At 71.4% G+C, this 12,472-nt stretch carries 9 protein-coding genes and 1 pseudogene; 3 read left to right on the forward strand and 7 right to left on the reverse strand.

Annotation, left to right across the window (positions count from 1 at the left end; genetic code table 11):
- Positions 1-160: 160 nt before the first annotated feature.
- The 5 genes from ABZ172_RS01080 to ABZ172_RS01100 all read right to left on the reverse strand — a co-directional run bounded on the left by ABZ172_RS01080 (position 161) and on the right by ABZ172_RS01100 (position 5,946).
- A complete protein-coding gene (locus tag ABZ172_RS01080) occupies positions 161-1,915 on the reverse strand; it encodes an NAD+ synthase (RefSeq protein WP_356878774.1) in 1,755 nt (584 codons plus the stop codon).
- A 91-nt stretch (positions 1,916-2,006) separates the two neighbouring features.
- Positions 2,007-3,584, reverse strand: a complete 1,578-nt coding sequence (locus ABZ172_RS01085; RefSeq protein WP_356878776.1) for a multicopper oxidase family protein — start codon at positions 3,582-3,584, stop codon at positions 2,007-2,009.
- 277 nt (positions 3,585-3,861) lie between these two features.
- Positions 3,862-4,287: a CBS domain-containing protein gene (locus ABZ172_RS01090; RefSeq protein ID WP_356878778.1), complete on the reverse strand. Its 426-nt coding sequence runs from the start codon at positions 4,285-4,287 to the stop codon at positions 3,862-3,864.
- A 226-nt stretch (positions 4,288-4,513) separates the two neighbouring features.
- The gene (locus ABZ172_RS01095) at positions 4,514-5,275 is read right to left on the reverse strand and encodes a DUF305 domain-containing protein (protein WP_356878780.1); all 762 of its coding nucleotides are present in this window, start codon (positions 5,273-5,275) and stop codon (positions 4,514-4,516) included.
- Entirely contained in the window at positions 5,272-5,946 is a 675-nt protein-coding gene (locus ABZ172_RS01100) for a DUF3105 domain-containing protein (RefSeq protein ID WP_356878782.1), read from the reverse strand. The genes ABZ172_RS01095 and ABZ172_RS01100 overlap by 4 nt, the downstream gene beginning before the upstream one ends.
- 246 nt (positions 5,947-6,192) lie before the next feature.
- On the opposite strand from ABZ172_RS01100, the gene glnA reads away from it, so the two are divergent.
- From glnA to ABZ172_RS01115, 3 genes and pseudogenes are all read left to right on the forward strand, one after another.
- The gene (gene glnA, locus ABZ172_RS01105) at positions 6,193-7,554 is read left to right on the forward strand and encodes a type I glutamate--ammonia ligase (RefSeq protein ID WP_147963126.1); all 1,362 of its coding nucleotides are present in this window, start codon (positions 6,193-6,195) and stop codon (positions 7,552-7,554) included.
- A gap of 155 nt (positions 7,555-7,709) precedes the next feature.
- Positions 7,710-7,889, forward strand: a pseudogene (locus ABZ172_RS01110) (YdcF family protein); the annotation flags it as partial.
- Positions 7,890-8,875: 986 nt separating this feature from the next.
- Positions 8,876-9,844: a hypothetical protein gene (locus ABZ172_RS01115; protein ID WP_356878784.1), complete on the forward strand. Its 969-nt coding sequence runs from the start codon at positions 8,876-8,878 to the stop codon at positions 9,842-9,844.
- A 319-nt stretch (positions 9,845-10,163) separates the two neighbouring features.
- Here the strand turns inward: ABZ172_RS01115 and ABZ172_RS01120 are convergent, their stop codons facing one another.
- Both ABZ172_RS01120 and ABZ172_RS01125 read right to left on the reverse strand, forming a co-directional pair.
- A complete protein-coding gene (locus ABZ172_RS01120; protein ID WP_356878786.1) occupies positions 10,164-10,352 on the reverse strand; it encodes a hypothetical protein in 189 nt (62 codons plus the stop codon).
- A 467-nt stretch (positions 10,353-10,819) separates the two neighbouring features.
- On the reverse strand, positions 10,820-12,088 hold the full coding sequence (locus ABZ172_RS01125; protein WP_356878788.1) for an MFS transporter: 1,269 nt from the start codon (positions 12,086-12,088) through the stop codon (positions 10,820-10,822).
- Positions 12,089-12,472: the final 384 nt, after the last annotated feature.

The following is a 12,472-nucleotide window of genomic DNA, read 5'->3' on the forward strand; positions in this document are numbered from 1 at the left end:
CCCCTTGTCGCCCGTCCGGGGCCCACCGGCCCTTCGTCGTGAGTCCGGGGCCCACCGGTCCTTCGCGCCGGCCCGGCTCCCGGCACCGGCCCGTCCGGGGCGGTCCCCGCCTCCGGCAGCGGACCCGGGTCGGCCCGGCTCCGGCCCCGGACACTTCGGGTCAGCCCGATTCCCGCCAGCGGTTGGTGATCGGCAGACGGCGGTCCTTGCCGAAGCCCTTCGGCGAGATCTTCGTGCCCGGCGGGTACTGCCGGCGCTTGTACTCCGCGGTGTCCACCATCCGCAGCGTCCGCGCCACCAGCGCCTCGTCGAACCCGGCCGCCACGATCGCGTCCCGGCCCTGGTCCCGGTCGACGTACAGCTCCAGGAGGCGGTCCAGCACGTCGTAGTCCGGCAGCGAGTCCGTGTCCACCTGGTCCGGGCGCAGTTCGGCGCTCGGCGGCTTGGTGATGGACGCCTCCGGGACGGGCGGGGTCTGCCCGCGTTCCTCGGCGGCGCGGTTGCGCCACCTCGCGAGGCGGAAGACCGACGTCTTGTACACGTCCTTGATCGGCCCGTACGCGCCGACGGAGTCCCCGTAGAGCGTGGAGTAGCCCACCGCCAGCTCGGACTTGTTGCCCGGCGCGAGCACGAGGTGCCCCTCCTGGTTGGAGACGGCCATCAGCATCGTGCCGCGCAGCCGCGACTGGAGGTTCTCCTCCGCCAGCCCGGTGAGGCCCAGCGACCCCATGTAGGCGTCGAACATCGGCTCGATCGGGACGGTGCGGAAGTTCAGCCCGGTGCGCCGGGCCAGCTCCGCCGCGTCGCCCTTGGAGTGCTCCGAGGAGTACTTCGACGGCATCGACAGGCCGTACACGTGCGCGGCGCCCAGTGCGTCGCAGGCGACGGCCGCGACCAGCGCCGAGTCGATCCCGCCCGAGAGCCCGATCAGCACGCTGCTGAAACCGTTCTTCGCGACATACGCGCGCAGCCCCACGACCAGCGCCGAGTACAGCTCCTCGTCGTCGTCCAGCCGCTCGGCGTACCCGCCGGCCAGCTCCGGCTCGTAGGGCGGCAGCGGTTCGGCGCTCAGGACCACGTGGTCGATCCGCAGCGCGTCGTTGACGACCCCGGACGGCGCCTCGGCCGCGGCGGCGGGCAGGTCCAGGTCGAGGATCACGCTGCCCTCGGCGAACTGCGGTGCACGGGCGATCACGTCGCCCTGCCCGTCGACGACGATCGAGTCCCCGTCGAAGACCAGCTCGTCCTGGCCGCCGGTCATCGCCAGGTACGCCGTCGTGCAGCCGGCCTCCCGGGCCCGCCTGCGGACCAGCTCCAGCCGGGTGTCGTCCTTGTCGCGCTCGTACGGAGAGGCGTTGATCGACAGCAGCAGCCCGGCTCCGGCGGCACGGGCGGCCGGGACGCGGCCGCCGTCCTGCCACAGGTCCTCGCAGATCGCGAGCGCCACATCGATGCCGTGCACCCGCACGACGGGCATCGAGTCGCCCGGCACGAAGTACCGGAACTCGTCGAAGACGCCGTAGTTGGGCAGGTGGTGCTTGGCGAAGTTCAGCGCGACCTGCCCGCGGTGCAGCACCGCGGCGGCGTTGCGCGGGGACCCCGCGGGCTGGCCGTAGCGTGCCGCGGGGTGCTCCGAGCGGTCCAGGTAGCCGACCACGACGGGCAGTTCCCCGAACCCCTCGTCGGCGAGACGGGCGGCGAGCCCGTGCAGCGCGGTCCGCGAGGCCTCGACGAAGGACGACCGCAGGGCCAGGTCCTCGACGGGATAGCCGGTCAGCACCATCTCGGGGAACGCCACCAGGTGGGCGCCCTGTCCGGCGGCGTGCCGGGTCCAGTGGAGGATCGACTCGGCGTTGCCCGCGAGGTCTCCGACGGTCGCGTCGATCTGATTGAGTGCGAGACGTAGTTGAGGCACCCCGCCAGTGTAATCGTCTGACTGACGCGATGTCCTGGTGCGCCCCCGTCCGCAGGCGGTGCGGGACCTCCGGACGGGGGCGCGCCCCGGGTCAGCGCAGGTAGCCGAGGACCGTCATCATCCCCGCCTCGGCGTGGTAGACGTTGTGGCAGTGCAGCATCCACAGCCCCGGGTTGTCCGCGTCGAAGTCGGCCGTCAGCGACCGCCCCGGCAGGATCACCGCGGTGTCCTTACGGGCGCCGGGGGCCGCCGCGTCCCCTCCGGCCAGCGCGAACGTGTGGCCGTGGAGGTGCAGGGGGTGCCACATCGCGGTGCGGTTGGAGAAGACCAGGCGCACCCGCTCCCCGGCCCGGACGGGCTGCCGTGCCGCCGGGTCGTAGCTTTTGCCGTCGAAGGCCCAGTCGTACGCCGCCATGGAGCCCGTGAGGGTGATCCGCACGGTCCGGTCGGCCTCGCGTGCGGGGAGCGCGACGGACTCGTCGGCCACGAGCCCGCCGGCCGTGAGCACCTGGCCGTCCAGTTCCGCGGGCCGCGCGGTGGACGACGGCAGTGCGCCGGTCGCCGTCCGCAGCACCGCCATGGCCGACGCGTCCTTGCCCTCGGCGAGGGCGGTCAGCGGGAACACCCCGTCCCCGGCGGTCACCAGCACGTCGTACCGCTCGCCCATGCCCAGCAGCAGGGCGTCGGTCTCGGTGTGCCGCACCGGGAAGCCGTCCGTGTGCGTGACGGTCATCCGGTGCCCGCCGAGGGCCAGCCGGAACGCCGTGTCGCCGCCGGCGTTGATGACGCGCAGCCGGATGCGGTCGCCGGGGCGCGCGTCGAAGACCGAGGGGTCCTGCGCCCTGCGGCCGTTGACCAGGTAGTACGGGTAGGCGACATCGCCCGCGTGGCCGCCGAGCAGCTCGCTCTCGGCACCGGTCAGCAGCCGGGAGGGGCCTTCGGCCCGGGTGGCGGGGGCGGCACCGTGCCCGGCCGCGTCGTGGCTCGAACCCCGGCCCCCGGTGAGCTCGTCGAGGACCGCGTCGGGGGTGGAGCCGTCCACCCCGTCGAGCCAGTCGTCGAGCACGACGACCCACTCCTTGTCGTACGCGAGCGGCTCCTTCGGGTCGTCGACGATCAGCGGCGCGTACAGCCCCCGGTCGAGCTGGACACCGGAGTGCGGGTGGATCCAGTAGGTCCCCGGACGGCTGACCGCGAACCGGTAGGTGAAGTCCCCGCCGGCCTTGACCGCCTGCTGCGTCACCCCCGGCACACCGTCCATGTCGTTGCGCAGGGCGAGGCCGTGCCAGTGCATCGTGGTGGACTGCGGGAGGTGGTTGGCCAGGGCCAGTTCGAGGGTGTCGCCCGCCGTGACCCGGATCGCCTCACCCGGCAGGCGGTCGCCGTAGGCCCAGGTCGGGACGGTGAGGCCGCCGCCCAGGTCCAGGCGGGAGGCGGTGGCGGTGAGCGAGACCTTCCGCACAGGACCGGAGCCCCGCCGGGCCTCGGCGTCCCTCACCTCCGGTCCGTCGGGTGTGACGTACTGATCGGCGGCCCGTGCGGGGGAGGGGGCGGGCGGGCGGCGGTCGGAGCGGGCCGGGGCGGCGACGGCCTGCGAGGCGAGGCCCGCCGCTCCGGCCAGGGCGACACCGGCGCCGAGCATGGTGCGACGAGTGGGCATTTGAGACATATTGCGCACCGTACTCCTGGCGGATCAAGGGGTACGGCCCCGACACCCAGGGGGTGAGGTCCTGGCGTCCGGGTGCTCAGGGGGTGCGGCCGGGCGCCCGGAGGGCCCGCCCCCCGCGTCCGGCGTCCGGCAGTCCGGTCCCGCACGCGCGGTGCGTGCGGGGCCGGGTCCGTCAGGTGCCGGGTTCCGGTGGTGGTGGCACCCGAGGTGCCTGCCGTCGAGCTCGTGCGGCGCCGGGTGCCGGTGAAAGGCGGTCGAAAGGTGGGGAGGAGGGCGGTCAGGCGCGGGAGTAGACCTTCTCGGCCCATCCGGCGATCTGCTCGTCCGAGAGGTGCCGTGCCAGGTCGGCCTCGCTGATCATGCCGATCAGCTTCTTGTCCTCGACGACCGGGAGCCGTCGGATCCGATGGCTCTGCATCGACTCCAGCACCGCGTCGACGTCCGCCGTCGACTCGATCCAGCGGGGAGTGCCGTCGCAGAGCTCGCCCGCCGTCATGCTCGACGGATCGTGTCCCGACGCCACGCACGCGATCACGATGTCCCGGTCGGTGATGATCCCGACCATCCGGTTCTGATCGCCGCCGGCCGAGACGGGGAGGGCCCCCACCCCGTGGTCCCGCATCATCTGCGCGGCGCGGTCGAGCGTCTCGTGGGCGGGGATCCAGAGAGCCCCGGTGTGCATGATGTCCTTGGCCGTGGTCATGGGTACGCCTCCTGCGTGCCGACGGGCACTGCTGTACGACCCCGAGTCCCCACCATCGTCCCGGGGCCGCCCGTCGCCCGCGAGTGCTGTCACCCGTTCGGCGGACACCGGGACGGCCCCGCGCACCGTCCCGGCCCCGGCTCCGCGCCCCGTGCGCCCCGCCGCGTACGGCGCGGCACCGAGCGCTCTGCACCCGGTGCCGCGCGTCCGTCCCCGAGCCGTTCGCTCAGGGGCGGGGCGCCGCCCCGCGCGCGGCGAGCATGTCCGCCATCAGATCGAGTTCCGACTGCTGCGCCTCGACCATCCCGCGCGCCAGTCGCTTCTCCACGGGCACGGTGCACCGCTCGGCGCAGCCCCGGGCCATCGCGACGCCGCCCACGTGGTGGTCGGTCATCAGCTGGAGGAAGAGCACCTCGGCCCGCTCGTCGCGTGCCGCACGGAGCCGGGCCAGCTCGGTCCTGGTGGCCATACCGGGCATCAGGGCCCCGTCCTGGCCCACGGCCCCCGCGCCGTGCGGGGCCGCCGTGCCCTTCGCGGCCCCGGCGTCCCCCTGCATGTCCGCCATGTCGTGGCCGCTGTGGCCGTCCATGCCGGCGTGGCCGTCGTGGCCGGCACGGCCGTCCGCCATCCAGGCCATCGGGCCCTGCCCGTCGGGTGCCGTCTTGGGCAGCTCCCACAGGTCGAGCCAGCCGAGCAGCATGCCCCGCTGGTTGGCCTGCGTCTGGGCGATGTCGTACGCGAGGCGCCGCACGTCCTCGTCACGGGTCGCGTCCCGCACGATGAAGGACATCTCCACCGCCTGCTGATGGTGGACGGCCATGTCCCGTGCGAATCCCGCGTCGGCCGAGTCGGCGGCCGGTGCGACGGGTGCGGGCGCGGGCCCGTCCACCCGTGCGGAGGCCACCGTCGCCGCCCCGGCGAACAGCAGGGCGAGGGCGACCGCGGACCCCGCGGCCCACCGCGCGCGACGGGTGAGCGCGGGGCTCACCCGTCGACCCCGCCGGTGCAGGGGGCACCCGGTTCGGGCGTCTGCGCGCCCTGTACGTACTTCGCGAAGAACTGCGCCACCCGGGGGTCGTCGGCGCTGTCCACCGTGAGCTGCTTGCCCCAGGCGCTGAGCATGATCGACCCGGCCTGTCCCTCGTACGGGGACATCAGGGAGTAGGGGGTGCTCCGGACGCGTGATCCGAGCGTGCCGAGGTCCTCGGCGGACACCTTCCCGTCGTGCGTCACCCAGACCGCACCGTGCTCCAGGGCGTGCACGGCGTTGCCGTTCGGGACGGCCTTCTCGTATACGACGCCGTCGCAGTTCAGCCAGGCCGGACGGTGGTCCCCGCCGACCGGAGGCTCCATGGGGTACGTCACCTCCGTGGTGACGTGCTCGCGGGTCAGCTTCTGCGCGTCCCAGGACTTCTCGCCGGCGATCGGCTCGGCGGCGAGCCGCTGCCCGTCCTGCTCGGTCTGCTTGCCGTCCTGCGCCCGGCTCTCCCCGGTCCGCTCCTTCGCCTCGGACTTCTCCAGGAGCGTGTAGGAGCCGAAACCGAGCAGGCCGGCGACCACGACGGCGCCCAGACCTATGGCGAGGGCCGTGTTGCGGCGGTCGCGCGCACGGTCGGCGCCGTGCGTCTGCTCTGTGCGGGGCCTGCGGTCGAAGCTCATGACGTCGGGTCCTTCTGCCAAGGGGTCGGGAGGGACGGGAGCGGAGTGTGGAGAACCTGGTCGCGCGGGGCCGTCGCCGGGCGGCTGCGGCCCCCGTACACCATGGGCGCCGATCGTAGTGGGTGGCCGGGTGCTCCCTCTCACACCGTGTGCGTAATCTGGGTGAAATCCCGGGTCGTGATACTGAGGTGTCCCCCCTACCCCGGGCGGTGGTGCACGGACCGTCTGAACTGCAAGGATGTGGCTATGGACAAGCAGCAGGAATTCGTCCTCAGGACCCTTGAGGAGCGCGATATCCGCTTCGTACGGCTGTGGTTCACCGACGTGCTCGGTTACCTCAAGTCCGTCGCCGTGGCCCCTGCCGAGCTCGAACAGGCCTTTGACGAGGGCATCGGGTTCGACGGCTCCGCGATCGAGGGCTTCGCCCGTGTATACGAATCGGACATGATCGCGAAGCCGGACCCGGGCACGTTCCAGATCCTTCCGTGGCGTGCGGAGGCTCCCGGGACGGCGCGGATGTTCTGCGACATCCTGATGCCCGACGGATCGCCCTCCTTCGCGGACCCGCGGTTCGTCCTCAAGCGCATCCTCGCCAAGACCTCCGACCTGGGCTTCACCTTCTACACCCACCCGGAGATCGAGTTCTTCCTGCTGAAGAACAAGCCGGTCGACGGCAGCCGCCCCACCCCGGCCGACAGCTCCGGCTACTTCGACCACACCCCGCAGAACGTCGGCATGGACTTCCGCCGCCAGGCGATCACCATGCTCGAATCGATGGGCATCTCGGTCGAGTTCAGCCACCACGAGGGCGCCCCCGGCCAGCAGGAGATCGACCTGCGGTACGCGGACGCGCTCTCCACCGCCGACAACATCATGACCTTCCGGCTCGTCATGAAGCAGGTCGCGCTGGAGCAGGGCGTGCAGGCCACCTTCATGCCGAAGCCGTTCTCGGAGTACCCGGGTTCGGGCATGCACACCCACCTCTCCCTCTTCGAGGGCGACCGCAACGCCTTCTACGAGTCGGGCGCCGAGTACCAGCTCTCCAAGGTCGGCCGGTCCTTCATCGCGGGTCTCCTCAAGCACGCCGCGGAGATCTCGGCCGTGACCAACCAGTGGGTCAACTCCTACAAGCGCATCTGGGGCGGCTCCAGCCGCTCCGCCGGTGCCGGCGGCGAGGCCCCCTCGTACATCTGCTGGGGCCACAACAACCGCTCCGCGCTGATCCGCGTCCCCATGTACAAGCCCGGCAAGACCGGTTCGGCCCGCGTCGAGGTCCGCTCCATCGACTCCGGCGCGAACCCCTACCTGACGTACGCGGTCCTGCTGGCCGCGGGCCTCAAGGGCATCGAGGAGGGCTACGAACTCCCGGCCGGCGCCGACGACGACGTCTGGGCTCTCTCCGACTCGGAGCGCCGAGCGATGGGCATCGAGCCGCTCCCGCAGAACCTCGGCGAGGCCATCTCGCTGATGGAGAAGAGCGAGCTCGTCGCCGAGACGCTGGGCGAGCACGTCTTCGACTTCTTCCTCCGCAACAAGAAGCAGGAGTGGGAGGAGTACCGCAGCGAGGTCAGCGCCTTCGAGCTGAAGAACCTGCTGCCGGTGCTGTAACCGAGGTCGGATGCTCAGAGAAGGCAGAGAGGGCGGGTCGCCCGGTTCAATCCCAGCGACCCGTCCTCAGTCACGATCAGCTCTGGGCCGATGGGCCGTGAGCCCCGGACGGGCGGCCCAAGTACACCTTGTCCATGGAGATGCGGGCCCGCCCTGAGTACGTGGACTCCATCGGTGACGCACGCTTGGGGATCGACATGCTTACGGGCGCGCTGCAGCGACTGATGATCGATCCGGATCAGGGATTCATGATCCGCCAGCCCGTACCTGCCGACGCGGCCGAGGCGTATCAGCGACTCCGCCAAGCCGGTTTCACCAGCCGCCTCCTGCCGAACGAGGCGCATTCTGCCTGGCCCCCGCCGAGCGCTGCCACAGGTTTCTCTACCTCATCAAGTTCCGGCTGGGCTCCGCTCCGCCGGGCGCGCTTCCCGGCTCTGGCCGCTCCTGCCTCCGGCCCGCTCCGCCCGCGCTGGGGACTGCTGCACGCATAGGTGACACCTGACCTGGCTCGCTGAGAGGTGGCTGGAAGGATCTTGCGGTGTCCAAGCCGCATCCGAAGGAGTTCCGCGAGGACGTCGTGCGGGGCGCGCGTAATCGTTGAGACCGGCGTCACGCTTGAACGGATCGCCGCCGATTTCGGCGTCCACCCGATCACCTTGTCGAAGTGGCTGCGCCGCGCTGAACCGACGAGGGCGGCGCCAGGCCCGTGCCGGTGTCGGGTGAGTCGGTCGAGCTGCGCGAGGCCTGCAAGCGCATCCGGGCTGCTGGAGCAGGAGAACGAGGTGCAGCGGAGGGCTGCGGCGCATCGGTCGCAGGCGAACCTGCCGTCAAAATGATGTACCCGCTCGTCCGCGAGCCGGCCGCCGCCGCTGCCCCGCACGGGGTGCCGGTGGCGCTGATGTGCCGGGTGCTCAAGCCGGCCCGCCAGGCCCACTACCGGTGGCTGGCCACACCGGTCACCGACAGCGAACTCGCCGAGGCATACCGGGCGAACGCTCTGTTCGATGCTCACCGCGACGACCCGGAGTTCGGCCACCGCTTCCGGCCGATGAGGCCCGCGAGGCCGGGAGGGTCGGGGTCGGTCATGCCCGCGAGTGTGGGCGCGAACTCACCGCCCGGAACGGAATCCGGCACGGAGGTCACCGGAAAGGGTGGTCACGCAGGCGGCAGGTTGACACAGGGGCTGATGCGCCGCAGCGTCTCCCCCGTTCGTGGGGCAGGGTGCGGTCCCGGCCAGGGGAAGGGCTGGAAACGAGCGCGTCACATGGAGTGCTTATGGGGAGATAGGGCCGGTTGCAGCTCTGAGCAAGCAGGGGGTTACGTGAAGTGGAAAGACGCGTTCGGCAGTGCGATGGAGGAACTGAAGGCGATACGGGGCCTGCTGGCGCCGGTCGGCCGTCTCGATGACCCGACGGTCGGGCTGACCGCCCTGCGCGGCGAGCTCACCCAGACCCGCCTCAAGATCCTGGAAACCGTCCAGGGAGGCGTCACCGGTCTGCGGGAGGAGAACCGGGAGCTACGCCGTCGCCAGGACCGGATGATCAGCGATCTCAACGAGACCCGCGGTGAGCTCAGGCAGTTGCTCGAACTCGCCGACACTCTTCGCCCTGTCGCAGAGCTCCAGAGGTCTGCGGAAACCCCCGGCGACTGCACCGGCCCCTACCCGCCCACCGGGCCGGTGCCCGACCCGGATCCGACCACCGGCCCGATTGCGCCCAGGGTGGCGCAGCGGCTCACCTCACCCGATATCGGCTCCCAGGGGGGAACCATGGAGTACAGCGAGCGCCAGGCGCAGCCCGAGCCCGAGCGCCGGGGTCAGGACGACATGCTCAAGCAGAAGATTGAGGCCGCCTACCAGGGCAACAGCACCCCCACCGCGCAGCCCTCTGCCCCTGCACCGCCGGCCACCGACGAAGGGCAGGACCCGCGGGTCGCCCACGGTGTCCTGCTGCTGAAGGCCGCCGGGGTGGCCTCCGTGGACCTGGTCGCGCACCGCGACACCTGGGAGTGGCTCACCGCCCTGGCCGTCGACCACGACCACTTCCGCACTCCGCCCTCGGTCGAGGACGTCAAGCAAGGACGTGTTCAGACCGTCCTGTCCGGCCGCTCCCTCATCGGCCTGCTCATCAAGCTGTGGGACACCCGCTCGTCCGCCACCCCACTCGAAGCCGACTGGGCGCTGGCCGCGACCGCCTACAGCCGGATCGCGGCCGACCTCACCAGTGTTGACGGAGAAGGCCAGACCATCCGCATTGTCCTGGACGACGGCCTCCCCCACGCTGACGACTGACGCTCGTACCGGGCAACAGACAGCGACTGGCCTGTACCGATCCGGACAGCCTTCCACCCGCAGCGGCGCGCAGACGATCCGGCTCTCGATCGTGTCCCGGGGGGAGGCCGGCCAGCGGGCGGCATCCTGCGTAGCGGTGCCCCCTGCCTGTTCAGGGGGCACCGCTACGCCGCAGGGGGGCGGCGTAGCGTCGGTCCGTCACCTGGAAACGCCATGAATCACCCCGGGTGGCATAAAACGCCCTTAAAACTCTTTCGGAATGACGGGGTGGCGTCTCCCGGACTTCACGGATGGGCAACGCCACCCGCGCCTACTGTTATCAGGTCCGCCCGTTCTTTCCTCTCTGGATGAAAAAATGCCCCACCATCGAGATGCGCGCCATGGTTCCCAAAATTCCCCATCCCCCGCTATTGCCCAAGGCAATCAGGAAGATCGCAAAGGCTGCGCCCAGAAAGGCAAGAACGGCCGCGATCTGAAGATACCGCTTAACGGCGGCCCGCTGCTCCATTGTTCATCCGGCATGCGGATCAGACGTGCTGCCGGGTGGGAGGAGGCCCCCTCTCACCCGAAATTTTATCTATCCGCTGACAGTATTAGATCATTTGTCCTGGGCTCCAGGAGATTGCGTAGCAGCCCGCCGTGGCACCCAGAGATCCTTCTACAGTGGGACCAGCGCTTGCGGCTACCGCCGTTCCGCACAGGGCTCCTGCGGCGCCACCCGCGACCACACCCCACAGCGCTTGAGTATCTCCCTGACCCAAGTAGACGGTTCCGGTGGCAACGTCGCCAATAGGGCCGAGAGCATCCGCGATACCACCGAGGCTGATGAGCCCGGTGGGGTCGATGCGGTTGACGGGGTAACCTTCGCGCTGGCTCGCAGGGCTGATCCATGCGTGAGCGCAGGTCGAGAACGCCTCGCATTGCTTCCTCCGCAACACGAAGCATGAGTGGGAGGAGCGCCGCGGCCCCGGCCCGTCAGTCGCCCCGGGCGGTCCGGGTGACGTCCGGGGCCGCGTCGGGCGCGGTCTGCCGCACGGTCTCCTGCGCGGGGTGCGCCTCCGGCCGGGTCGTGCGGCGGGCGCCGATGGCCGGGGCGAGGAAGACCGCCGCGGAGACGAACACCAGGACGACGATCATGGCCGAGCGCAGCCCGTAGTGGTCGCCCAGGAAGCCGAGTCCGGGCGGCCCGACGAGGAACGCGATGTAGCCGATCATCGCCACCAGGCTGACGCGCGCCGCCGGGTCGGGCCCCGAGTCGCCGGCCGCCGACAGGGCCACCGGGAAGCCGAGCGACGCCCCCAGGCCCCAGAACAGCACCGCGGCACCCGCGAACACGGGGGAGTCGGCGAAGATGACGAGCGTCAGCCCGAGTGCGGCTGACAGGGCGCTGGCCCGGACGACGGGCGCGCGCCCGAAGCGGTCGATGAAGAAGGCCCCGCAGAACCGGCCGATCGTCATGGCGGCGGCGAATCCCGCGTAGACGGCCGAGCCGAGGGCCGGATCCACACCGTGGCCGTCGACCATGAGCAGCGGCAGCCAGTCGTTCGCGGCGCCCTCCGCCAGGGCCATGGCGAGGATGATGCCGCCGATCAGCAGCAGTCGCCGGTCCTTCCACACCGCGCTCCGGGCGGGGCCCGTACCGCCACCGTCCGCCGACCGGACACCCCTGGTCCTGCCGACCCCGGAAGGGACGGCGCGGAAGGCGTACAGGAACATCCCGGCGGTGATCACGGCCGTCGCGGTCAGGTGCCACTGCACCGGGAACTCGATCGCGGTGAACAGGATGCCGGCGGCGGCTCCCACCACCGTGCCGAGGCTGAAGAAGCCGTGCAGGGTGGGCAGTACAGTCCGGCCGATGAGCTGTTCGACCTCGGCGCCGTCGATGTTGACCGCGACCTCCCCGCCGCCCATCCCGGCGCCGAAGAGGAACAGCCCCGCGGTGACGACGGGCGCCGACTCCAGCAGCGCCCCGAAGCCGATGACCACCATGCTGACGATGACCAGCGCCACCCCCACGCCCATGACCGGTCGGGTGCCGAACCGCGCCACCAGCGCCCCGGAGGTCAGGATGCCGAGCATCGAGCCGACCGACAGGCCGAACAGGACGAGCCCCATCTGTGCGGTGGAGGCGCCCAGTTGGTCGCGGATGTCGGGGGTGCGCGTCACCCACGAGGAGATCGACAGTCCGGGGACGAGGAAGAAGAGGAACAACGCCGTCCGGCGGCGACGGGTGGACAGGTCCATCAGGCACGTCTTTCACGAGAATGCGACGGGGCGGACGTCACCCCGTGCTCAGCATGTACGAACGTACACTCCACGGGGGGTGAGAGGAAGGGCGCCCGTCGGCCACCTGGAAGCCGTGGGCGCGCGCGGGCCGGCGAGCCGCGGGCGGGGACGAGGACCGCGCGCACCGGCGGGCCGACGGGACCGCGCCTGCCGTCAACGGGCGCTCCCGGCCCGGACGTCCGCGCTCCCGGCCCGGACGTCCGCGCTCGCAGGGCCGCGTTCCCGGAGCCGCGCGTCCGTACCCCGAGGCCGACCATCCGTGCTCGGAGGGCCGCGCGTCCGTACCCCGACGGCCGCGCGCCCGCGTTCCCCCGGTCCGGGGCGCGCTCCGGACTCGCCCCG

It is taken from the genome of Streptomyces sp. NPDC006296, from assembly GCF_040613235.1.
Taxonomy (GTDB): domain Bacteria; phylum Actinomycetota; class Actinomycetes; order Streptomycetales; family Streptomycetaceae; genus Streptomyces.

Bases quoted from the DNA above. Each gene is read 5' to 3' on its own strand.
- ABZ172_RS01120 (WP_356878786.1), bottom strand. From the start codon at position 10,352: ATGGAGCAGCGGGCCGCCGTTAAGCGGTATCTTCAGATCGCGGCCGTT.
- ABZ172_RS01100 (WP_356878782.1), bottom strand. From the start codon at position 5,946: ATGAGCTTCGACCGCAGGCCCCGCACAGAGCAGACGCACGGCGCCGAC.
- ABZ172_RS01085 (WP_356878776.1), bottom strand. From the start codon at position 3,584: ATGTCTCAAATGCCCACTCGTCGCACCATGCTCGGCGCCGGTGTCGCC.
- glnA (WP_147963126.1), top strand. From the start codon at position 6,193: ATGGACAAGCAGCAGGAATTCGTCCTCAGGACCCTTGAGGAGCGCGAT.
- ABZ172_RS01090 (WP_356878778.1), bottom strand. From the start codon at position 4,287: ATGACCACGGCCAAGGACATCATGCACACCGGGGCTCTCTGGATCCCC.
- ABZ172_RS01125 (WP_356878788.1), bottom strand. From the start codon at position 12,088: ATGGACCTGTCCACCCGTCGCCGCCGGACGGCGTTGTTCCTCTTCTTC.